General features: G+C 51.5%; 15 protein-coding genes. 13 read left to right on the forward strand and 2 right to left on the reverse strand.

Going from position 1 to position 24,935, the window contains the following annotated elements:
• The first annotated feature begins 223 nt into the window (after window positions 1–223).
• The 13 genes from ABFD83_11730 to ABFD83_11790 all read left to right on the forward strand — a co-directional run bounded on the left by ABFD83_11730 (window position 224) and on the right by ABFD83_11790 (window position 23,875).
• Window positions 224–2,704 carry a TIGR03960 family B12-binding radical SAM protein gene (locus ABFD83_11730; GenBank protein MEN6357740.1) on the forward strand — a complete coding sequence of 827 codons (2,481 nt, stop codon included), beginning with the start codon at window positions 224–226 and terminating at the stop codon, window positions 2,702–2,704.
• 456 nt (window positions 2,705–3,160) lie between these two features.
• Window positions 3,161–4,882 carry an Rne/Rng family ribonuclease gene (locus tag ABFD83_11735; protein MEN6357741.1) on the forward strand — a complete coding sequence of 574 codons (1,722 nt, stop codon included), beginning with the start codon at window positions 3,161–3,163 and terminating at the stop codon, window positions 4,880–4,882.
• Between the two features lie 101 nt (window positions 4,883–4,983).
• Window positions 4,984–5,295: a 50S ribosomal protein L21 gene (gene rplU / locus ABFD83_11740; protein MEN6357742.1), complete on the forward strand. Its 312-nt coding sequence runs from the start codon at window positions 4,984–4,986 to the stop codon at window positions 5,293–5,295.
• Between the two features lie 79 nt (window positions 5,296–5,374).
• On the forward strand, window positions 5,375–5,632 hold the full coding sequence (gene rpmA, locus ABFD83_11745) for a 50S ribosomal protein L27 (GenBank protein ID MEN6357743.1): 258 nt from the start codon (window positions 5,375–5,377) through the stop codon (window positions 5,630–5,632).
• 154 nt (window positions 5,633–5,786) lie between these two features.
• Window positions 5,787–7,628, forward strand: coding sequence for a hypothetical protein (locus ABFD83_11750; protein MEN6357744.1), 1,842 nt, complete (start codon window positions 5,787–5,789; stop codon window positions 7,626–7,628).
• 191 nt (window positions 7,629–7,819) lie between these two features.
• A complete protein-coding gene (locus ABFD83_11755; protein ID MEN6357745.1) occupies window positions 7,820–10,552 on the forward strand; it encodes a glycoside hydrolase family 38 C-terminal domain-containing protein in 2,733 nt (910 codons plus the stop codon).
• Window positions 10,553–10,898: 346 nt separating this feature from the next.
• The gene (gene obgE, locus ABFD83_11760; GenBank protein ID MEN6357746.1) at window positions 10,899–12,188 is read left to right on the forward strand and encodes a GTPase ObgE; all 1,290 of its coding nucleotides are present in this window, start codon (window positions 10,899–10,901) and stop codon (window positions 12,186–12,188) included.
• The gene (gene proB, locus ABFD83_11765; GenBank protein MEN6357747.1) at window positions 12,172–13,290 is read left to right on the forward strand and encodes a glutamate 5-kinase; all 1,119 of its coding nucleotides are present in this window, start codon (window positions 12,172–12,174) and stop codon (window positions 13,288–13,290) included. The genes obgE and proB overlap by 17 nt, the downstream gene beginning before the upstream one ends.
• 169 nt (window positions 13,291–13,459) lie before the next feature.
• Window positions 13,460–14,599, forward strand: a complete 1,140-nt coding sequence (locus ABFD83_11770; protein MEN6357748.1) for an FIST N-terminal domain-containing protein — start codon at window positions 13,460–13,462, stop codon at window positions 14,597–14,599.
• Between the two features lie 2 nt (window positions 14,600–14,601).
• The gene (locus ABFD83_11775) at window positions 14,602–17,790 is read left to right on the forward strand and encodes an EAL domain-containing protein (protein ID MEN6357749.1); all 3,189 of its coding nucleotides are present in this window, start codon (window positions 14,602–14,604) and stop codon (window positions 17,788–17,790) included.
• A 147-nt stretch (window positions 17,791–17,937) separates the two neighbouring features.
• Entirely contained in the window at window positions 17,938–19,683 is a 1,746-nt protein-coding gene (locus ABFD83_11780; GenBank protein ID MEN6357750.1) for an ABC transporter ATP-binding protein, read from the forward strand.
• Window positions 19,673–21,481 (forward strand): ABC transporter ATP-binding protein, encoded by a 1,809-nt coding sequence (locus ABFD83_11785; protein ID MEN6357751.1) that lies wholly within the window; start codon window positions 19,673–19,675, stop codon window positions 21,479–21,481. The genes ABFD83_11780 and ABFD83_11785 overlap by 11 nt, the downstream gene beginning before the upstream one ends.
• Before the next feature lie 93 nt (window positions 21,482–21,574).
• Window positions 21,575–23,875 carry a hypothetical protein gene (locus ABFD83_11790; GenBank protein MEN6357752.1) on the forward strand — a complete coding sequence of 767 codons (2,301 nt, stop codon included), beginning with the start codon at window positions 21,575–21,577 and terminating at the stop codon, window positions 23,873–23,875.
• 157 nt (window positions 23,876–24,032) lie between these two features.
• Here ABFD83_11790 and ABFD83_11795 read toward each other — a convergent pair whose 3' ends face one another.
• Both ABFD83_11795 and ABFD83_11800 read right to left on the reverse strand, forming a co-directional pair.
• The gene (locus ABFD83_11795) at window positions 24,033–24,611 is read right to left on the reverse strand and encodes a GNAT family N-acetyltransferase (protein MEN6357753.1); all 579 of its coding nucleotides are present in this window, start codon (window positions 24,609–24,611) and stop codon (window positions 24,033–24,035) included.
• Window positions 24,612–24,674: 63 nt separating this feature from the next.
• On the reverse strand, window positions 24,675–24,935 hold a 261-nt coding region (locus ABFD83_11800), incomplete at its 5' end, for a hypothetical protein (GenBank protein MEN6357754.1).

A 24,935-nucleotide genomic window follows, 5' to 3' on the forward strand; every position in this document is an offset into this window, starting at 1 on the left:
CGCTGGAAGAGGCACGGAATCGAGACAATCGCACATTTGCGCTCTGCAGTGCTTAATAAAAGAACTGGCAATATATTAGAGGCTGCCAAAATTGCAGCGTGATTCCGTAAATCTGACATGCACCCGCTCTTACCCTGAGTTTGACGATCATGCACTTCGGTGATATAATGCGTAAGTGGACGGCTGGCGAAACGTAATGATCGCCGGCTTTTTGCGTAATACTATGACATTATCATTTACGGCGTCCAGCTTGAGGGGACGGATTAACGAAGTCCTGCCCCGAGTGGCGAAACCCGCGAGATATACAGGCGGCGAACTCAACTCGGTTGTGAAGCCGCCAGAAGAGGTGAGCGTACGGATTGCGCTCGCTTTCCCGGATGTTTATGAAGTCGGCATGTCGAACCTCGGGTTGAGGATTCTCTATCATATCCTCAATTCCGATGTGCGCACTGCTGCCGAGCGCGTTTTCGCGCCTGCACTCGATATGGAAGATCAGATGCGGAGCGCGGGCATTCCTCTCTTCTCGCTGGAGTCATCGCTGCCGATAAAGGACTTCGATATAGTAGGCTTTTCTTTGGCCTACGAGATGAGCTACACCACTGTCCTCAATATGCTCGATCTTGCCGGAATTCCTCAGCTTGCGTCGGAACGCACGAACGATGATCCGATAATAATCGCCGGAGGCCACTGCGCCACTAATCCCGAGCCTATGGTCGATTTCATTGATGCATTCGTGATCGGCGATGGCGAGGAAGTTATTCTTGAGATAGTCGAAGCCTATCGTAAGTGCAAGGGCGATAGGAAGCGTATTTTGAGTGCATTTTCCGACATTGAGGGTATCTACGTCCCGGATATCCATTCCGACACCCGAATAAATGCTCGACGTGTCACAGATTTAGAGAACGCGCCGTTTCCGGATACGCTGATAGTGCCGTTTACCGAGGCGGTCCATGACCGGATCGCCCTTGAGATAATGAGAGGCTGCAGCAGAGGCTGCAGGTTCTGCCAGGCGGGGATGATAACCCGGCCCGTGCGCGAACGCTCTCTGCCGACGCTATGCGAGCAGGCGAAAACGCTCCTTGACAATACTGGTTATGAAGAGATTGCCCTTACGTCGCTGTCCAGCGCCGACTATTCGCGCATAAACGACTTGGTGCGCACTCTGATTGATCAACATGAGGCTGACAAGGTAGGCATATCGCTGCCGAGTCTGAGAGCCGACGCGGAGTGTGTGCATCTTGCGGCTGAGATTCAGAGGGTCAGAAAGAGCGGGCTCACGTTCGCCCCCGAAGCCGGGACTCAGCGCCTGCGCAATGTGATAAACAAAAACGTCACCGAGGATGACCTGCTGAGCGCTGTCGAGGCTGCCGTGGAGCACGGTTGGAGAAGAATTAAGCTTTATTTTATGGTCGGGCTGCCTACCGAGACGGACGAAGACCTTGAAGGTATCGGCAAGCTGGTCACGAGTGTAATCGACATAGGCCGAAGACACAGGGCTCCGCTCGTTCTTAACGTAACGCTCTCGCCCTTCGTGCCCAAGCCGCACACGCCCTTCCAGTGGCGAGCCATGGCCACTTTAGAGGAACTGGAGCGCAAAATTTCCGTTGTGAGGCCGTTTCTAAGAGGCAAGAATATTTCACTTAGCTGGCATGACCCAAAGTGCAGCCGCGTAGAGGCTGCGCTCGCAAGAGGCGACAGACGCCTTGGCAGGGTCATACGCAATGTGTGGGAGCATGGCGGCAAACTCGAACAGGATAATTACGATCACGAGCGCTGGCAGTCTGCATTTGAGTCGGCCGGCCTGGATATTACAGATTTTGCTAATCGTGAAATCCCGAAGGATGCAGGGCTTGCCTGGGATCATATAAATGTGGGCGTATCGAAAGAGTTTCTTGCGCGTGAGGATGAGAGGGCAACGACCGGCGATACTACGCCGGACTGCCGCATAACATGCTCGGCCTGCGGCATTCGCGAGAAGATGGCAGGCCTGAAGTGCCCGCCTCATACTCCAGAGGCAGCCCCTAATCCTCAGCCAAATAATCAATCTAAAATATCAAATACTAAATTTGAACGCGTTATGCTGACGTTCAGCAAGGGTGAGGCCGTCCAATGGCTTGGTCATCTAGATCTGCTGCGAGTATTTGAGCGTGCAGTCAGGATGTCCGGTATAGACATCGCTTACAGCCTGGGGTTCAACCCCCGGGCAAAGATGTCCATTGCATCCGCGCTTCCTCTGGGCGCGACAGCCGGTGCCGAGCTGATTACTCTGAACATTCATCCCCCGATTGACCTCAAGGATATTATCTCAAGGCTTCAAAAGGCTCTGCCCGAGGGGATTAAGTTGCTCGAATCAGAGGTCCTTGCCGAAAATAAGAAAGGACCTGCCATAACCGGCAGCGAACTCATAGTTGAAGTAAGCCTGCCGGACGATCAGCCTGCCGAAAAGTTGCAGACGGCAATCGAGCAGCTTTTGAGCAAGAATGAAATAATTCGTGAGCGCGAAAAGCGCGGTGCTATAGATATTCGCCCCGGAATAGCGTCTATAGAATTGTGTGACCCGCATGGCAGTCATATTCGCATCAGACTCAGGCATCTTCAATTTACCGTCAAGCCTGCTGAGATTGTCGATGAATTGGGCAAAGATGTTCCGGGAATACGCATTATGTCGATCCATCGGTCGGCCCTGTTGACTGATGAGTTTTAATTATAATTAAATATAACCGCATTTTATAAGATCATTAAATTCAATGCGAAGATGCTTTTGCAACGCTAGGTTCGTAGTAGGGTGCATCAAAGCCTGTGTCATTCCCGCGAAAGCGGGAATCTAGATACTTAGAGCACCGGTTCCTGTGGATTCCCAGTCAAGCTGGGAATGACAAATTTGAGATGTTATTATGCTTCGAGAACGACGCTGATAGATAACCTTGCAATTACGAAATACGTCAGTTCCCGGAGCTTGAGTTTTGTGAAAGACAGCTTGTCTGCGGGAATTAACGCCGCTGCGAATCTGCAAGGCTAATGGATAATGTCATTCCCGCAGCATATCAACTTCGCGATTTCAAATCGCGATATTCTATGCGGTCGCGATCAGATATCGCGCCCGATTATTAAAAGTTGGAAATTTATACTGAAACCGGACAAAGAAAGGAGGTGATAGTGCATGTCCAAAGAGATAATTGTAAATGTTGACACACGTGAGACACGCGTAGCGCTTGTCGAATCAGGCAAACTAGTGGAGCTTCATGTGGAGCGCGAAGAGCGCGTAGTCGGCAGCATATATAAGGCCAAGGTCGCAAATGTGCTGGTCGGCATGGATGCGGCGTTTGTCGATATCGGGTTGGAGCGCAATGCGTTTTTGTATGTCGCGGATGTTCTGCCCGAGATGGATGATGAGTATCCCAGCGCTCGAAAAGAGGGATCCAGGCATCATCTGAAGATCAGAGATGTGGTAAAGACCGGCCAGGAGGTCCTTGTCCAGGTTGTAAAGGGTCCGCGAGGCACAAAAGGCGCCCGCGTATCGACCAGAGTATCGCTGCCGGGACGCTATCTCGTGCTGATGCCTGAGGCCGACAACACCGGAATTTCAAGAAAGATCGAAAGCGAGGGCGAGCGTGACCGTCTCAAGAAAATTGCCGAGAGCATAAAACCGCTCGGTTTTGGAATGATCGTTCGGACCGAAGCTGAGGGCCGCGGCGAAAATGAGCTTCGCGGTGATCTGGAGATGCTTATGAGAATGTGGAACCAGATCCAGGAGAAGTCGGCGAAAGTCGCCGCGCCGGGGCTGGTCCATCAGGACCTGAGCCTGATCTACAAGATGATCCGAGACGTATTCGGTTCGGATGTCGCCAAGATGATAATAGATTCCCCGGTCGACTACGAAAAGGCCGTCGAGCTGGTCGAGCTTATCTCTCCAAAGATGCGTTCCAGACTGTTTTTGTATGACGAGCCTGAGCCCATCTTCGAGCACTTCGGCATCGAGTCCGAGATAGAGAGTTCGCTGCGCCGGAAAGTGTGGCTCAAATCAGGTGGCCACCTGACAATCGACCCGACTGAGGCCTTGACCGCAATCGACGTCAACACCGGCAAGTTTATCGGTTCCACCAGTCTGTCGGACACTATTTTGAAGACTAATCTGGACGCCGTCAATGAGATTACAAGGCAGCTTCGACTGCGCGATATCGGCGGTATCATAGTGCTCGACTTCATTGACATGTCCAATGTAAAGGACAGGCAAAAGGTGATCGCGGCTATGGAGCGCGAACTGCGCAAGGACCGCACCCGGACCAAGATATGTCATATAAGCCCGCTGGGTTTGGTCGAGATGACCCGAAAACGCACCGGCGAGACTCTGACCGAGATAGTGACCGAACCCTGCCCGTATTGTCAGGGCAAGGGACTGGTCGAGAGCGCCGATACGGTCAGCCTGCGGATCGAGCGCGATCTTAGACACTTGACTTCCGATATGGACGAAGAAGCGTTTATGGTCACGGCGAACCCTGAGGTGGTGATGCACCTGATCGGAAGCGGCGGCGAGGTTATAGATGAGATCGAGCGGCGGCTCAAGCGTGCGATATACGTCCGCGCCAGCGAAGCTCTGCATATCGAGAAATACGAGATCGCGCCGGGCAATCTTCAGGAAATGGATGCTCAAATGACACCCTGGCGCAAGGGCGAGACCATCGAGTGCAGCGTTGTGCGAAATCCGTTCTCGATGCTGCCCAAGGCGAGCGCATGGCTCGACGGATATCTTGTGGAGCTTGAAAACGGCGGCAAATACGTTGGCCGACGTGTAAAGGCAAAGCTTACCGATATTCACCGGTCATATGCTTTTGGAGAAGTTATGACTTCTGAAAAGTCTATTGACAAGCCTGCGCGCTCGTGATAATATAAGTGGTTAGTCAATCTTGGAGTATACTCATCCCTCCGGATGTGCGACATCTGGAGGGATGCTGGTGAATAATTAAATAGTAATGGGGGTTCGAAGTGTACGCCATAATCAAAGCTGGTGGCAAGCAATACAGAGTCACACAAAATGACGTTATCGCCGTCAACAGGCTTGCCGCGAATGAGGGCGATGAGATCGTCATAAATGAAGTAATGCTTGTCTCTGACGATAAGGGAGTCAACATCGGTTCTCCATACGTGACGGGCGCGAAGGTCGTGGGCAAGGTAATGAAGCATTACAAGGGTCGCAAGATCAACGGCTTCACCTATAAGCCCAAGAAAGACGAGCACAGACGTTACGGTCACAGACAGTATCTTACCCGTGTGGCAATTACGGATATCAAGGGTTAAGTGTTGCGAGCTATGAGTTATGTTTTTGGAAACCGTAACTCACAACCCACAACTCAAAACTCATAACTGAGGTTTTTTCATGGCTCATAAAAAAGGTTTAGGTAGTACTAGAAACGGTAGAGACTCCAACCCGAAACGGCTTGGTGTTAAAGAGTTTGCCGGCGAGAAAGTGACCGCCGGAAGCATACTGGTCCGCCAGCGCGGCACTCCGCTGCATCCCGGCATCAATGTCGGCAAGGGCAAGGACGACACGCTGTTTTCTTTGATCGACGGGTTCGTCAAGTTCGAGCATGGCAACGGCAGAAAGAAAGTTAGCGTCTATCCTGAAGCCGGGTAGCCGAGCTATCAAATAAGCAACTTTATGGGGAAGATTGGCCATTTCGGTCATCTTCCCTTTTTGCATTTATATATGTAATATATAGCGAGTAGCTGTAGTTTTATATTATGTAATGGCTGGCAATCTTTGGTTCAAAACATCGGGTGAATGAAAAATGGGCTATATGAAGATACCGATCTTACTTTTGTCGACAATGATCATTGCAACATCGGCAAATGCTCTGGGCAGAGTTGTAGTAGATCCTAACATCACGAGGTTGCCAAGCATTGAAGCACAAGAATCTCCAATTGCAGCAGATGAACGTCTTTCACAGCAGGTGTCCTATGAAAGTGGTTACAAAAGGCTACATGCAGTAATTGAAGACCTCAACAAAATCGGCGGTGTGCGTGTTCACTGCGGTAAGAACAAGGACGACTGGCAAGTGCAGGATATACCCCTGGTCGTATGCGCGAACAATATACCCCTCGGCAAGCTCTATAGAGCAATTGCGGATGGAACCCACACGATCTTTACCAGTACAAAAGTCGGTTCAGACGACAGTGCATCCAACTACAGGATTTGCCGTAATAAAAAGTCTGCGGACGATATCGTTAAGCAAATGGAAGACCGGTATTATGCCAAGTTTGCCGATGCACAATGGGGGTGGGAAACACTCGCCTCGTTTGGCAGTAAGCCGGGTCTGGACAGGTCCGGTATTGGTCCTTGGGCACAGGGATTCTCAAAGGTCCTTGCATACTTGGGGGAAGATGCCGAGAAAAAGGTTCTGGCAGGACAAAGTGTCATTGTGGATGCAGAGACATCGCCTCAAATCGCCGATGCGCTGAGACTGTTATATAAGCAGCATGCCCCCAAAGATTGCCGACTGGAAGATATTGAAAAGAGCGAAATGAGGATAGCTTTGGATGCGGTTGGCGACAGTGGGCTTTTGTATTTGTGTGGCGGTTGGGCTTGGCGTCATTCCGACGGCACAATTTCACAGAGCGGATATCCGATACCGCGATGTGCGGAAGCTCTGAAGAATGTAAAGGGTTTTGACTATACTCCCCGGCCGCCATCTGAACTGCCCAAGCCACAGGAAGACTATCCCAAAGACCGATTACATATTCTTGCCACGTTGCAGGACTGGGAACTGCCGGTTCTGAAGACAAAGATTACCCTTGAAACTCCCAAAGACAAAGATCACCCGACTTTTGCAGATGCAGTGACTGCCATTGCGAAAGCAAGCGGGTTCAATATCGTCTGCGAAGACTTCGCAAGTCATCAAGATGAGAAATTTATTCCTGCTGCTGATAAGTTCTATGTGAAAGATACAACATTAGGTGAGGCTATAAGATCGCTGGATTGTTACCAGCCTGCCTGGCTGAATAATGAGCATGGGAACTATCAGACGACATGGATGATTAATGAACAGGATAAACTGATAGTAGGATGGGCCAGTGAATGGCGCGAACACCATTATTATTTGGTGCCGGAGAGCTTAGTTTCCGGCTTGCAAGATAAGATGAGAGGCAATGGCGTCCAGTTTGATGATATAGTGCCGCTCGTGAATCTTTCCATGCGACAAACTGGAGAATGGATAACTCATACAAAAGATATTTATACTTTGAACTTTTGGAGCAGCAGACCCAAGGATGAAATTTGCGCATGGAGACTGTATGCTGCGTTGTCCGACTCGGACAAGACCATAGTGAAGAGCGAAGCAGGATTGCCGCTGGCGAAGTTTGATCCTGTATGGCTTGTCTCGTTTTTTCAGGATGTAAATGCACTGGAAGTTCGATATAACATGTCGGACGAAGATAAAAAACAGGCAGATATACAAGTGCAGCTCAAGAAAAAGTATCTGACTGACCCAAAGTTGATTACCGCTCTTGTAATGAGAATGCCGCAGGACTACCAAGAGCATGATTTGGAGATGGCTTGTGATGATGGTGAGCAGAAAGTCATGCTGAAGTTTTCCGGCCCACTACGTCCGTTTCCTTTACACTTGTCTAAATGATATGTGTAAATGTTGACATGCTGATGGTTGGGGGTATTCCTGCCCCCGACCTGTCTTCGTGGGCATTCTTGCCCACACACCCAAGCATCCTCATTTTATTCCAACTACCGGAAGGAACTTCCGCCCAACCGCAAGAACGGTAATATGTGCGCTTGGCGCACGCATGATACATTGTATTAAGGAGTTTGATCGTGCCCGATAAATATTACCTGTGTTCCGAGACCCACTGGGACCGTGAATGGTATGGAGAGTTTCAGCAGTTCAGAATGCGCCTGGTGCGCCTTATGGACAAGCTGCTGGATATATTTGAAAATGACCCCGACTATAAATGCTTCAATCTGGACGGCCAGACAATCGTGCTTGAGGACTATCTTGAAATAAAGCCCGAGCGTGAAGCAGAGATTCGCAAAAGGATAGGCGAGGGCAAACTTGTTGTCGGCCCGTGGTATATATTGCCCGATGAGTTTCTTGTGACGGGTGAGTCCACAGTCAGAAACCTCGAGTTCGGCAGCAGAGTGGCAAATAAGTTCGGTAAACCCAGTAAAGCAGGTTACCTGCCTGACACATTCGGCCACTTCAGCCAGATCCCGCAGATACTCAGGCAGTGGGGGATAGATAATGCCATTTTGTGGCGGGGCATATCAGGTGACGAGTATAAGAACGAACTGATATGGGAGTCCCCTGACGGCTCCAGTGTGCTCCTGTCACACATCCATGAGAAATACGGATACTGCACTGCTGCGCTATTTGTCGATTCGATCCCTGCGTATATCAAGGAGAAGTTCATCGATTCGGGTGCGCGCAGCGGCCAGGTTTCGACAGGCGATATGGCTGTCGAAGCGCTTATAGCCGCATGTGCCGAGATCAAAGAGAAAGCGGCGACCGGCTGCCACATCCTCTTTAACGGCGTCGATCATATGGAGGCCAACCCCGAGATTCCAAGCCTTATCAAGAAAGCCAACAAAAAGCTCAAGGGCGGCGAGATAGTACACGCTTCGTTCGATGAGTATGTCGAGGCGCTGAGGGCTGCCGTCAAGGGTAAGGATTTGCAGGTAGTGCGCGGGGAGCTGCGCGATACGGTATGGTCAGAGACGGGCACCGGTATTATCCTTAATGGCGTTTTGTCGTCTCGGATATATCTCAAACAGCAGAACCAGGAGTGCTGCACGCTCCTTGAAAACTGGGTCGAGCCGTTCAGTGTCTTCAACTCGCTCCTCGGCGGCAGTTACGAGAAGGGGCTTATCGAACAGGCATGGCGCTGGGTCCTCAAAAATCATCCGCACGACTCCATCGGCGGCTGCTCTATCGACACTGTGCATCGCCAGATGGAGACCCGTTTCGAGTGGGCTAAAGATATCGCCGATAACCTCCTGCAGTTCGTGTTTACGGACATACTGGATAACGTTAAGATCGACGGCCTTGCGGAAGATGAATATGCGTTTGCAGTCTTTAATCCGAGCCAGGAGCAGCGTTCGGACTGGATGGATGTCGAGGTAGAGATTCCGTTCAGCGCAAAGAACTGGCCGAAAGAGTCTGACTTCCGGGGAATCCTGGTTACCGATATGGACGGCAACCGGCAGAAGTCCTGGCTGAAGGGCTTTGAAGATAAAGTGGTAAACAGGCCATCGCTAAGAAAATTCTGCACCGCCGACTGCCGACCTGTATTCAACTTCAGCTTCTGGGCGCAGGATATACCCGCCTGCGGCTACAAAGTCTTTAAGTTCAAGCCCCTGGATAAGCCGAACTGTTTGTATGGCGAACTCTGCCCTGAGCGAAATGTCATGGAGAACGAATATCTGCGCGTGGAGATAAAGCCCAATGGCACGCTTTGCCTTAAAGACAAGTCGACAGGCCATGTCTATGAGAACCTGCACTACTTCGAGGACGGCGGCGACAACGGCGGCGGATATGCCTACTCGTTCCCAAAGAGCGATGAGGTATATACCACTCTCTCCAACAATGCTGAAATCTCGATGATCGAAAACTCACAGGCAAGGGCTGCATACAAGGTCAGGGTCACGATGGACCTGCCAGAGTCGCTGGACGGCTCGAATCAGGCCCGTTCAGCAGCCAGAAAGCCGATGGTGATCGAGAGTGTTGTCTCTCTGGGAGCGGGCTCGCGCCGGGTGGATATCGAGACGAGCCTGGTGAATACAATTAGTGACCATAGACTGCGTGCTGTCTTCCCGTCATATCTGGATGCGGATGTCTCATCTGGAGAGGCTCAGTTTGATGTGGTCGACCATCCGGTGTTTATCAAGCAGCCGTCTTTGGACATCTGGAAAGAAGACCAGCCCAAGCAGTTCGCTCAAAAGAGTTTTTCATCAGTGAGCGATGGGACAAACGGTCTCACCATCGCCAACATCGGCCTGCCCGAATATGAAGTTACGCCGGACACTGAAAGGGCTATTGCGATAACTCTGATGAGGTCTGTCGGATACCTGTCGACCGGATATAAGAACACACGTCAGGGCCCTGCCGGACCGGTCATTGCTACCCCTGAGGCTCAAATGCTCGGCAGAAAGATGGTGTTCAATTACAGCATAATCCCGCATGCGCTCACTTGGCATGAGAGCCATGCCCAGCGTGAGGCTCATGCCTTTGTGCAGGGATTGAAAGCAATGCCGGTGCTATACACCAGTGAATCGGCCAAGTTGCCCGTGCAGTTATCGTTTGTGAGTGTCGAGTCGGACAATGTAATGCTCTCCAGCGTTAAGCGCTGCGAGGACGGCAATGGGTTTGCCTTGAGGCTATGGAACGGCACTGAAGCTCCAGCAAAGGCCAGGGTTTCTCTGTTCAAGGCACCGTCCAAAGTGTGCATCTCCAACCTGCGAGAGGACTGTGTCGAAGAGCTGGCAAGCAGCGATAAGCTGACTGTCGATGTGCCTGCAAAGAAGATACAGACATTCAGGCTGAGTGATTAGGTCTAGAAACATTAACTGGAAATTGGTCGGGGGTAAGTATGCCCCCGACCTTTTTTCGTGGGTTAACGCACGAGTTACAAAAATGTGAACGCCTGATAGGTGACGATCTCCGAAATGCCACCTTAATGCCGAATTGGGGTCTCCGAACCCCGCAACCTTTGCTGGAATAGCCGGATTCGGAGATCCGGCACTGGTTCTCGGGTAAGGATTCGGAGATCCTTACCCATCATAGTGGGCATTCTTGCCCACATGTTCCGCGTCATTCCAAAATTCTGTAACTCCGCGATTTCAAAACCTCTCTTTGGACTTCCCTTACCCCTCGTGGTAGAATAGACCCGGAGAAATTATGCAATTTGTAGATCAAGTAGAGATAACAGTCAAATCGGGCGACGGCGGCAACGGTCTCGTCGCGTTCAGGCGGGAGAAGTATATCCCCCGCGGCGGCCCATCCGGCGGCAACGGCGGCAGGGGCGGCGATATTATACTTGAAGCCGATGCGCGTCTCAACACCCTCGTCGACTTGCGATATAAGAAGAACTATAAAGCCGAGCGCGGAGGCGACGGCGGCCCCAACGACAGGCACGGCAAGAACGGCGACGATCTTCTGCTGCGGGTGCCCGTGGGCACGCTGGTCTACCGTTCCGGCACCGAAAAGGCTATTGCCGACCTGACGCATGACGGCCAGCGCCAGGTTGTCGCTAAGGGCGGAGAGGGCGGCAGGGGAAATGCAGCGTACGCCACTTCCACTCTGCAGACCCCCAAATTTGCCGAGAAGGGCGAACCTACGGATGAGGTATTGCTTACTCTCGAACTCAAGCTTATAGCCGATGTCGGGCTGATAGGTTACCCGAGCGTAGGCAAGTCGACTCTTATATCGAAAATTTCTGCCGCCAGGCCCAAGATAGCGGATTACCCGTTTACTACTCTGACACCTAACCTGGGAGTGGTATCGGTCGGTGACAAATCATTCGTGGTTGCTGATATGCCCGGCCTGATAGAGGGAGCGCATGAGGGCGCGGGCCTGGGTTATCAGTTTTTACGCCATATCGAGCGCACCAGGCTCCTGGTCCATATGATTGATGTATCCGGTTTCAGCGGGCGCAACCCCATGCACGATTTCGATGCAATAAACGATGAGCTTCACGCGCACAGCGAAAAGTTGGCATCACTGCCTCAAATGGTTGCGTTAAATAAAGTCGATGCACCCGATGCTGCTGCGATTGTTGAGGAGTTGAAACCTGATCTGGAGGCCCGCGGCCTGGAGGTCTTCGAGATTTCAGCTCTGACCGGCCAGGGGATCGGCCCGCTGCTTTATCGCATTGCCGACCGCCTGGAAGAGCTGCCCAAAGTAGAGATCGAGCTTGCCGAGGAAGTGGTCAGGTTTACCGTCGACAGAGAAGCCGAATCCTGGGATGTTATCAAGGAGGGCGACAAAGAGTTTGCGATCAAGGGCCATGCCGTGGAGGTCCTGGTGAGGCGCACCGATATAAATAATGAATATGCCCTTCGCAGAATGCATCGCCAGCTCGATAAAATGGGTGTGATCTCTCGATTGCGCGAGATGGGAGCGCAGCATGGGGACACCGTGCGCATAGCCGATTTGGAGTTCGATTTTCACGATGAAGCCTTCGAATAAGTCGATAAAACGGATAGTGATTAAAGTCGGCACCAGCAGCCTGGTGAGCGATGACGGTTCACTGAATATCGAGAAAATGTCAGCGCTGGTCGGGCAATTGGCTGAGATAAAAAAGCAGGGCAGGGGAGTGATACTGGTCAGCTCGGGTGCGATCCGCGCAGGCATGGAGCGCATCGGCATGACGGATCGCCCCAGGAACATACCCGAGCAGCAGGCGACGGCAGCCATAGGCCAGAGCGCGCTTATGCAGACATATACCGACCTGCTCTCGACTTACGGCATTGTGCCGGGTCAGATACTGCTCACTCGTGAAGATTTCGACCATCGCACGAGATATCTCAATGCACGCAATACACTGCGCACGCTGCTCAAACTCGGCTGCCTGCCTATTGTCAATGAGAACGACACAGTGGCCACCGACGAGATCAAGTTCGGCGAGAACGATACTCTGGCCGCTCTGGTCGCCGCATGTGTCGATGCCGATCTGCTGATAAATCTTTCGGATGTCGACGGTCTCTTTGACGGCGACCCCAGGTCGGATCGCACATGTAAACTAATTGAGGAAGTTAAGGAGATCACTCCGGAAATCGAAAACCTTGCCTGTGGGACACATGGCAACTGCGGCAGCGGAGGCATGCACACCAAGATAGAGGCGGCTAAGATCGCGACCAACTCCGGTGTAAAAATGGTGATCGCAAATGCATCCAAACCAAATGTCATTGCCGATATCATTGCCGGTAAGCCGGTGGGCACGCGGTTTTTGAGCGGCGAGGCTCTAAACCATAGAAAGCGCTGGATCGCCTTCGGCAATCGTGTCAAAGGCAGCATCACAGTCAACGAAGGCGCGCGAAAGATGCTTGTCGAGCGCGGCAAGAGCCTGCTTGCGGCAGGCATAACCGGCTGCAGCGGCAGCTTTGAGGTCGGTGAACTGGTATGTGTGATTGATGAGTCCTCAAATAGAATTGCTCGCGGGCTGACCAACTATAGCTCAAGTGAACTGGCGCTTATAAAAGGCAAGCGCAGTAACGATATTGAGAAAATTTTGGGCCACAAGGATTTTGACGAGGTGATTCATAGAGATAACCTTGTGCTTGGAGTCTAAACTTGTAATTTCTTCTCCTTTTGGCAGCCGACCAGAAATTATTATTCAAAATCCTCGATTTTCAGCAACAATTTGCCTGAAGAAATGTCCGCTGAAAACCCGATAATAAACATGCTCAAGGGGAGAGATTGTATGCCCATGTAGTAAAGCAGTTTGGTGGTGCTATACAATGAAGATAGAGCAATATAGGTGGGCCAAGTCTACGGGTTGGCAGCCCGGATTTCCTGGTGATTTGGCGAGTTCAGCCCAATTTGTTCTTCTGTTCGGTAATAGATCAATCTTAGAACAACGCGGCATTGACGATATTGTCAATGCGTATCCTCACGCCAAAATCTTCGGGTGTTCGACCGCTGGTGAAATACTCGATACTCAGGTAATAGAAGATTCCCTCACAATCACCGTCGTCAAGATGGACAGCACTCAGGTTGCGGGAAAGTGCGTACAAATCAGTGACTTTACCAATGTATTTGAGGTCGGCGAACACCTCGCGAAATCACTCGACCACAGCGGGCTTGTGCACACCTTTGTCATTTCGGATGGTATCGATGTCAACGGCAGCGATCTGGTGCGAGGCATCACGAAGCATTTGCCGGAGGGTGTAACAGTTACCGGCGGGCTTGCGGGCGATGGTACGGAATTTAAAAAGACTTGCATAGTCTATGACGGCAAACTGATGCGTAATGCGGCCGCCATTGTCGGTTTTTATGGTGATCGACTCTCCGTAGGTTACGCTTCCGCAGGTGGCTGGGACCCCTTCGGTCCGGACAGGCTCATCACAAAGTCTGAAGGTAATATCCTCTATGAACTCGATGGTCGCTCTGCGCTCGATCTGTACAAGAAGTATGTCGGGGAAATCCCAGGCGGCCTAAACGCGGTCAGCTTTTTCTTCCCGTTAGGCATGCGAGTAAAAGGCAGTGACGAAAGAAGAGTGGTCCGCGCATTTATGTCGTTTGACGAAGAGAGCCAGGCGATGTGCTTTGCAGGTGACGTGCCGGTCGGTTCCTACGCTCGTCTTATGAAAGCCAACATCAATCATTTAATGAATGGTGCCGTGGAAGCTGCAACAATCAGCCGCGATGCGCTCGGGCCGGAAAATGCCGATCTTGCAGTGATTGTCAACTGCGTCGCTCGAAAGATGGTGCTAAAACAGCGATCGGAAGAAGAGATAGAGGCCGTGCGCGAGATATACGGACCGGGCACGGTTATGACCGGGTTCTACTCATACGGGGAGATTGCGCCGTTTATGCCCGGTGTGGATGCAGAACTGCATAATCAATCAATAACGATAACAACGTTCAGGGAGAGTTGAGCATGGAGCAAATGCACAGCCTGCTCAAAAGACAACTTAGAAAGTGCTTTGGATCGGATAATTACCCGGCGGAGTTGGAGCCGATCTTCGAGGTGGTAAATGCCGCCTATTTTGACTTCGATACCGATCTGCACATGCTCGGGCGCTCTCTGGACCTCAGCTCGGAAGAATTGCTGCAAGCCAATTCCGAACTGCGCGCAATATTTCAGGCTTTCCCGGATCTGCTGCTATACCTGGATGCGGACGGCACAATCCTGGATTGCAAGGGGGGCAGCGCCGCTGATTCCCATCTGCCCATCGACCAGACCATAGGCAAGCACATCCAAACGATTCCCATTGAGGGTGTCGGCGGCAAGTTTCGGGATGCTTTTCTCGAAGTTCAGAGAACAGGAAGCGCGACCGCTGTCGAATATTCATTCAGCAGGCATGGCAAGAATCACACATATGAGGCCAGGTTTATCCCACTTCCCGAAGACCACGCTATAGCAGTCATACGTAATATGACTGAACGCAAGCAAATGGAAACGGCTCTCCAGGAGTCCGAGCAGCGTCTTGCCGATATTATCAATTTCCTTCCCGATGCGACCTTTGCTATCGATATGGATGGAAAGATAATTGCCTGGAATCATGCCACCGAAACTATGACAGGCTGCAAAGCAGAGAACATGCTGGGCAAGAGCAATTATGAGTATTCGATTGCGTTTTATGGCCGGCGACAGCCCATGCTCGTCGATTTCGTGTTGAGGCCGAATATTCATAAGCAGGACCAATATGCCACATGCAAAAACGAGAATGAGACTTGGATGGCGGAGGCCCGCAGTCCGATATTGAGGTCAGGTGGAACCCATCTTTATGGGAAAGCCACTCCCCTCTATGATTCCGGCGGAAGCATAGTTGGCGTCATCGAAAGTATAAGAGACATCACTGACTTCAAATGCTTCGAAAAGACACATAGAGAAAGTAGTGAGCGCCTGAAGAGGCAGCAAACCATGCTCATTGAGATGGCTCGCAATAAAGTACTTTTCAGTGGTGACCTGAATACTGCGGTCCGTGAGGTTACAGAGTCGGCTGCACGCACACTTGATGTGGCTAGAGTCGGCGTATGGCTGTGCGATAAGCTGCATACAAAGATATCCTGTCTGGATCTTTTTGAATGTTCTTCAAACAACCATTCCGGTTCTCTGACAATGTGGGCCTCGGATTACCCGGGGTATTTTAAGGCATTAGAAGATGAGCGCATTATAGCCGTTCCCGATGTAAGACATGATCCTCGAACAAATGAATTAGTTCGACCATATTTTGTTGAACATGGCGTAAATGCAACGCTGAATGTGCCCATTTTATTGAGCGGGCGCACAATCGGGGTTGTCTGCCACGAGCACGTGGGCGGACCTCGCGAATGGACAACGGACGAGCAGGGTTTCGCAAGTTCAATAGCCGACATTTTCTCATTATTGATAGAGATATCCGAGCGCAAGAAGACTGAGACCGACCTTCGCATCAGAACCTCCGCCATGAATGCCGCCAACGATCAAATCGTGATCACCGATATACAGGGAAAGGTCGAGTTCGTCAATCCGTCATTCGAGCGCGAGACCGGTTATACATTCGATGAGTTGGAAGGCAAACTTCCCGATTTCCTGACGTCCGACAAGCATGATGCCGGCTTTTATATTGACCTCTGGGACTCATTACTCAGCGGTAGGACCTGGCATGGTGAAATCACACTTTCCCGAAGGGACGGCAGCGTAGTTGTCGAGGATGTTACAATTACGCCGATTAAGAGTGAGTCAAAGGCAGTCGAGCGGTTTATCGCGATCAAGCGAAATATAACGGACAAGAAAGTCTATGAGAAGAAGCTCGATCATCTCGCCCATCACGATCACTTGACCGGTCTGCCGAACCGGTTGCTCTTCAGCGACAGGCTCACTCAGTGTCTGGCGCATTCCGAGCGCCGCAAAGTGGCGTTGGCCGTATTGTTCATAGACCTTGATCGGTTCAAACTCATAAACGATTCGCTCGGTCACAGTGTGGGTGATCTCCTGCTCAAGGCCGCTGCCGAGAGACTTCATGACAACATTCGTGAGGCGGATACAATTGCGCGCATGGGCGGTGATGAGTTCACAATTATCCTTTCGGATGTTTCCAACGCCAGCGAAATCGCGTCAGTCACCCGCCGGGTCGCCGATGTAATGTCCAAGCCGTTTGTGCTGGCAGGCCAGGAGCTTTTTGTCACCACCAGCATAGGGGTCAGCATATACCCGACAGACGGCACCGATGTCGAAACTTTAGTCAAGAACGCCGACTCCGCTATGTATCGCGCCAAAGAGCAGGGCCGCAACAACTATCAGTTCTACACTGAGGCGCTCAACACGGCAGCAGTGGAGAGAATGCAGCTCGAACGCAGCCTTCGCAAAGCGCTGGACCGCGAGGAGTTCGTGTTACACTATCAGCCGCGAGTGGATGTAAAGACGGGCGCAATTCTAGGCGTCGAGGCGCTTGTGCGATGGCATCACCCGGAACTGGGCCTTATTCCCCCTGCGGCTTTCATACCGCTGGCTGAGGAGACGGGCCTCATCGAGCCGATAGGACGATGGGTAATGCGCACTGCCTGTGCTCAGAACAAGAAATGGCAAATGTGCGGTTTCAATCCCATCAGTGTGGCCGTAAATGTCTCAGCGCGCCAACTGGCTCATGACAGCCTGGCCGACGAGGTTGCCCAAATCCTCAAAGAGACCGGTCTTGCGCCGGAGTATCTCGATCTGGAGCTTACAGAGAGCGTATTGATGCATAGTATAGACCTTGCGATAGGAATACTCCGCAGGTTCAAGGAGATGGGAGTCCGGCTCTCCATCGACGACTTTGGGACGGGTTACTCGTCGCTGACATATCTCAAGCGCTTCCCAATCGATGCAGTAAAGATCGATCAGTCGTTCATTCGTGATCTGACCACTAACTCGGACGACGCCGCAATAGCTCGAGCAGTAATTGCAATGTCTCAGAGCCTCAAGCTCAAAGTCATTGCCGAAGGTGTGGAGACTATCGAGCAGCTTCAGGTCCTTCGTTCCATGGATTGCGATGAGATCCAGGGCTACTTTGTAAGTCGCCCAGTGCCCGCCGAAGAACTGGAAGCGATCCTGCGCGATCCTGCGTATCTTGCGGACGGCGATTACCTCAACAGCGCTGCATAGCTTCATCAAATTTGCCAAAATTTTGCCTCTACTAAGGGTTGCCGAATCCGGAAATCTTTGATAACCTTCAGTTAGGCATAATATCAGCAAGCTGCCTGCATAAACGATTCTGACCAACCGCAGTCGTAGAACAGAGACCGATGTGACATGAAGCAAATAAAACGAATGATTCATTACCTGAGGCCGTATTGGGTTTGGGCGCTGCTGGCGCCCTTTTTTATGGTCATCGAGGTCTCGATGGATTTGTCGCAGCCCAGACTGCTGCAGTCGATTGTCGATATAGGGATTGCTCATCATGACGTGGGCTATGTGCTCCACCATGGGCTGTTAATGATAATTGTAGCCTTGATCGGTCTTGTAGGCGGGTCGGGGTGTACTGTTTTCTCTACAATAGCGGCTCTCAATTTCTCGACCGACCTGCGCGCCGATCTGTTTAAGAAAGTCCAGTCGCTTTCATTCGGCAACATCGATCACTTAGGCACTGGTTCGCTGATAACTCACCTCACAAACGATATCGACCAGGTGCAGGAAGCGGTAATTATGTTCCTGCGGGTCCTGGTGAGAGCGCCGCTTTTAATGGTCGGCAGCCTGGCGCTGGCAATTGTGACATCTCCAAAGCTCTCGATGCTGCTGATGGTGCTCAGCCCTCTGCTTCTGCTGATGATAGTGCTCGTCAGGCGAAAAGCTAACCCATTGTTTACATCGGTGCAGGAGCGGCTGGATGCGATAAACTCGATAGTTCAGGAGAACCTTGCCGGTGTGCGTGTGGTGAAGGCATTTTCACGATCACAACACGAGTGCGAGCGCTTCGGCAGGGCAAATGAGAACCTCAGCGATACGACTACTGTTGCATCGTCGCTCATTGCAGTCATGTTTCCCGGGATGCTGCTGCTCATGAACCTCGGCATTGTGGGGGTGCTGTGGTTCGGAGGTATTTCCGTAAATAATGGGAGCCTCAAGGTCGGTCAACTGCTGGCTTACGTGAACTATCTGACCCAGATGCTCGGGTCGCTGATGATGGTGAGCATGCTCCTTATGCGGATATCGAGAGCTGATGCGTCCGCTGCGCGGATCATAAATGTGCTCGACACCACTCCTGATGTGCAGGATGGAACGGGCGCAAATGAAGCCCCGGAGCTGCGTGGAGGTGTGACATTCGATGGTGTCGGGTTCAGCTATAACGGCTCCGACGAAAGCGTGCTCAAGGATATATCCTTTGAAGCAGAGCCGGGCGAGACGATAGCGATCCTCGGCGCAACAGGCGCGGGCAAGTCCAGCTTGGCGCACTTGATCCCGAGGCTTTATGATGTGAGCGCCGGCAGCATAAAGATCGACGGTATGGATATCCGCGGACTGACCCAGGAGAGCCTGAGGCGGCAGATAGCCATGGTCTTGCAGGACACGATCCTGTTTTCCGGCACGATACGGGACAACATCCGGTTCGGCAGCCCGGATGCAACGGACGACGAGGTTGTGGAAGCGGCGAAGATGGCACAGGCTCATGAGTTTATTACCGGCTTTGCTGACGGGTATGATTCGGTGCTGGGCCAGCGTGGCGTCAACATCTCCGGAGGGCAGAAGCAGCGCCTTTCCATAGCGCGGGCGCTGGTCAGCCGCCCTGCAATATTGATCCTGGACGACTGCACCAGCTCGGTCGATATGATTACCGAACGCAGGATATTTGATGCGCTGAACGCCTGGTCGCACAAGTGCACCCGGTTTGTAATAGCGCAGAGGATCAGGTCCATAGTCGATTCCGATAAGATACTTGTGATAGAGGACGGAACGCTCGCTTCAGTCGGCACTCATGATGAGCTTTTGAAATCCAGTGAAGTCTACCAGGGGATATACCAGTCACAGGTGGGCGCAGCGGAGGTCGACAGTGGCAGCTAAACGCACAATGACCGACCATATGGGGCCCAGACACGGGGGACTTATGAGCAGCGTGTCGGTGAAAAACCGCCGCGTTATCCTCAGACGACTCTGGAAATACCTGCAGACTTACAGGCTCGGGCTTATCTGGATCACATTTCTGGTTGCCGCCACGACCGGTTTGTCGCTGTGCGGGCCATTTTTAATAGGCAGGGCGATAGACAAATATATCTCTCACGGCGATCTGCCGGGCCTTGCTCATGTGATCGGCCTGCTGATTGTTGTGTATCTTCTGAGCGCGGGCGGGACGTGGCTGCAGTCCATAGGTATGATCCGCATCGCTCAAAAGTGTGTGAAAGATATCAGGGGCGACCTCTTTGGCCACCTGCAGGCACTCTCACTTCGATTTTTCGACCGCAATGCGCATGGCGAACTGATGAGTAGACTCACCAACGATACCGATACCATAAGCTCGACTCTTGCAGACGGTGTGGCCCAGCTTATCGGGAGCGTGTTGTCTATTGTGGGCGCAGGGATCATCATGTTCAAGTTGAACTGGCTTTTGGCGATTGCGTGCCTTGTAACGGTGCCGTTCATCACGATCTCGACCAGGCTCATGGCCGAGCGCACCAGACAGGGCTTTCGCGCGAGGCAGGACTCGCTGGGGCAGCTCAACGGCGTAATTGAAGAGTCGATTACCGGCCAGAGGGTCATCAAGACATGCTGTCATGAGCGGCAGGCTGCCGAGGATTTCGGCAGGGCCAATGTCGACCTGAAGCGGACTGCGGTCAAGGCGCTGATATATATCGGTCTGATGGGCCCGATGATGAACATGTATCGCAACATCGGATTTGCGATAGTGACCGGCACCGGTGCGTGGATGGTGGCAAAGGGCATGACCACGATAGGGATCGTCGCCGCATTCATCAACTATGCGGATTATTTCAACAGGCCGCTTATCCAGATCGCGAACATATACGGCACGATCCAGCAGGCTCTCGCCGGGGCCGAGCGTGTGTTTGCAGTTATGGACGAGACATCCAGCGATATCGACGATACCGATGCGCTGGATACGGGCGATGTGCGCGGTGAGATAGACTTCAAGAATGTCAGTTTCGGTTATAATGAAGAGTCACTGGTGCTCAAAGACATAACGTTTCACGTTGATGCGGGGCAGACGGTGGCGCTCGTCGGCTCCACAGGCGCGGGGAAGACCACTATCATCAACCTCTTGACCCGCTTCTACGACATAGATAAGGGCAGCATAAGCCTTGACGGCAGGGATATCCGGGACCTCAAAAAGAGCGCTCTTCGCACATCCCTGGGGATAGTTCTTCAGGATACTTTTTTGTTTACCGACACCGTCAGCGAGAATATCCGCTACGGCAGGCCGGATGCCACCGATGCGCAGGTGGAAGCCGCCGCTAAATTCGCCAACGCCGATCCGTTTATTCACCATCTGCCGCATGGTTACGATACTCTGCTTACCGATGCGGGAGGGAGCCTGAGCCAGGGTCAGCGGCAGTTACTTGCGATAGCCCGCGCGCTGCTTGCGGACCCCGCTGTATTGATACTGGACGAGGCGACCAGCAGCGTGGATACGCGCACCGAAATCCATATCCAACAGGCGCTGCACCGACTGATGGAGGGCAGGACCAGCTTCGTCATTGCGCACAGGTTGAATACGATTCAGCGCGCGGACAAAATTATCGTTATTGAAAATGGTGAGGTAGCAGAGCAGGGGACGCATGAACAGCTTCTTAACAAATTGGGCCCATATTACCGGTTGTATACAAGTCATATCGGTTTGGTCAAATAAATAAGTCAATTGATTAAAGAAGCAAGCTGGTATATAATCTTTCCAATATGGCAGACTCGGCACTAGACCGAAAGAAGCTGTGGAGGGAAGAGTATGTGTAGATATTCAGTCATCGCGCTTATTGCTCTGATATGTTTTTGCGCCGGACCCGTGTCCGCGAAAAATGCCACGCAGCAGGCTAAGAAATCTGAAAAAGCCGCCAAACCCGGCAAGCAGACGACTCTCGACCTGGCTGCGAAGTATATTAAGGCCTACGAGTCTAAACTCGACTTCAAGACTCAGCAGGACATCAAGGCGATTGGAACCAAGATATGGATGAGCAAAGGCCTAAAGTCCACGTATGATGATGCCATAAACGGCTATGTAGACGCTCTGACCCTCCAGCTTGCCTCGCAAAAGAACTTCAAGGCTATTGCGGTCGCATCGGCCATTCTGGTTCAGAGCGCTCCTGATAGTCCACGAACGACCAACCTCTTCGGCGCTGTGCTCCATTCTCTGGATAAATTCAACGACTCTGCGCTTGTCTATCAATATATACTTACCATTACGCCCAAGAGTGAACTTATAAAGCTCAACCTCGCAAATGTCTATGAGGATTTGAAAGAGTGGGAGAAGGCCAAGTCACTTGCCGATAGTGTGGTTGCCGAAAACAGCGAGTGCAAGGCTGCGCACAAGGTGCTGGCTCATTACTGGTATGAAAAGAAGAACATGAACTTTTTTGGCGACGAGTTGGTAAAGTCTTCCACTTTCAAAGGCTTTGTGAGGAACAAGCTCTCCAAAAAGAACAAGAAGATAAAAGAGGCCCAGGCTCAGGAGGAAGACACTGCGGAGACTCTGGAGCGGAAAGTCGAAGAAGTTAAAGATGTTGTCCCCACCACCACCGCCGACATCATAGAAGACGATTTTCCAGCCGAGGCCGAAAAGATTCGCGATAGATACTGCAAACTCACTGGTGATGAGCAGTTTATACTCCCACTTCTGCCGCAGTGCAATACCAATGATCCAAAAGCTTACAGGCAGAGCGCGCCTATTCTTAAGATGTGGGTCAAGGTCTTTTACACTAACGCTGCAAAAGTTGAAGCCGCGCACTTGGGAGTCGATATCAACGCCAGCAAAGAGGTTATTCATGCTCAAGGTAAGGCCGCCGCAAAAAAACAAATGACTGAAAGCATGCAAAATGCCCAAGAGATGCTCAAATATATGCAAAACCTGAATGTAAAGGGCATGAACGGCACTCAAAAGGCCAAAATAAACGAGGCGCTAAAGCAGCTCAAGCAGGTAAGCAAAGAGAAGGGCGTCAAGCTGGAAGACAAGCCCGTAGACATGACCAAGATTCCGGGCTTTGATTGGGGTTCACAGATAGTTATCAAGAACTATCAGGACTATCTGAAGATCGAAAGGACCTATGAGCAGTATTTCACGAAGTATTTCGACAAAAAATATCGTGGTGAGGCCGACGATATCTCAAGAGTCTATTTGCAGAAAGTCCAGGAGGAAGATACTTACCACGCTCAAAAAATGGAAGAGCTCAAGAAAGAGCACGATGCCGGCAAACACGGAGAAAAAGACATTCCCTGCCGCAAGGAGATCCTCAGGCACAAGAAAAAGCTGAATGAGATTGGTTTAGCGTCATATCAGCGTTGGGTGAACCTGTATATGCCCGAATACACCCAGAAGATGAAGCCGACGATAGACGCCTATTACAAGACCTGTATGCTCTATGTGAAGAACATGAACGACCCCAAGGTCATGGAGCGCGAGTTCTACAAAGTCCGGCAGATGCATATGAATTATGCGACGAGGGCGGCAAGTCTTGTCTTAGAGGGCGGCCAGTACCAATATGTAGGCGAGACGGATGAAGAAGAAGAGCAACTTCGCCAGGACGAAATAGCTGCCGAAAAGGAAGCAAAAGAGAAGAAACCGGATTACGAAGCTAAGTTCAAGGAACCTGAGTTCGACCTGTCAAAGTGGCTTGAGGATCACCTGGTTATGGAGGTTTCGTGCGAGTTCCTCTCGCTCAAGATCAACTCCAAGAGTATAGAGTTTGAGGCGTGGGCATTTGGCCCGGGCGCAGGCATAAAGTATGACTGGACTGCCCAGGTCATGGAGACATACACGGGCGCAGGTGCCAAATTTGAGATTGGTGTGAACGTGGCAGGAGCCGAGCTTAAGACTGAGGCAAAGGGAGACTTCATCAGAAAGACAGCGAAATGGGACTTTGCAAACGGCACGTATGAAGAGAGTTACGGTGCCAAGGGTGAGATAAAAGTCACGGCAGCCGATCTGCTCTCTGTAGGCGGAGAGATGACTGTAAACACCCAGCTAGAGGCAAAGATTTCAGGCAAAATCCAAGTAGAAGGCGCGGGCTATGTGGAGGCCGAACAGGAGTTCTAGGTGGGGGTTGGGTGTTAGGTGCTGGGTGATGGGGAGCAGGCTGCTAGAAGTCAGCTCTCGTCACAGCGCACTATCTCCAAGTCAGATGGTCGGGGGTATTCTTGCCCCCGACCCCCGTTTATATCCCTCCAGGTATCTTACCTGGAGGAACATGAAGCTAGAAGTTTCTAATCCAGTATCTGCACCCTCCGTCGATGATATCCTCCAGCTTTCCGCCGTTGCGCTCGATCACTTTTCTTGAGCGAATATTGTTCTCACTGCAAGTGACTAGAGCCTCTTCGATACCCTTCTCGCGTGCTTTGATTAGCATTTCCCTTAGGATAAGAGTGCCGTAGCCTTTGCCGCGCTCAGATGGTCTTATGGCATAGCCTATATGCCCGCCGAGTTTTCTGAGGTTATCGTTGAGATAATGCCTGAGCTTGCCTACTCCCACCGGCCTGCCGTCCACAAAGAGCCAATGCATGGTCTGGGGAACGTATATCGTAAGGTCGATGCCTACTCCCTTTGCGAAATCATCCTGGCGCTTCAGGTAGGCGGGAAAGTCAGCATACTCGATATCATGCCCTGAGTTTACAAACCCGTTTTCACCCGGCCCGATCTCTCGCAGCATTTCGAATATGTCCGGGCCGTCGGATAGGGTGAGTTCTTTTAGTTCGGCTATCATAGGTGTATCTTTGTTTATATTGGGGTGTTTTCCTTCACTACAGGTATCATAATCGGGAGGTTGTATGGCCAAACCCTCCAGGTAAGGATACCTGGAGGGATAAATTGCGCTTGCTGCTATAGTGATAAATGAGACTTAGGCGATTTCGGGATTTCTTGGTTGGGTTGGAGACTTGGTGCTCATATTGAGATGATATCTTCCAATCCTCAAATCCCGAAATACCAAGCCATTTTTTTCGATACGCCACCATATCGAATGGGTTTCGGGATAAGGGGAAGCTGTCTCAGAATGCTTCGCTAAGATACGAAGAATTATTGAAACACATTCCAAGTTCCCCGATTCGGCGACAACACAAGTGTATAAATCTATCAATGCTGCTAAAACAGGCAACCAATG

The sequence above is a fragment of the Armatimonadota bacterium genome (assembly GCA_039679645.1).
In the GTDB taxonomy this organism is placed as follows: domain Bacteria; phylum Armatimonadota; class UBA5829; order UBA5829; family UBA5829; genus UBA5829.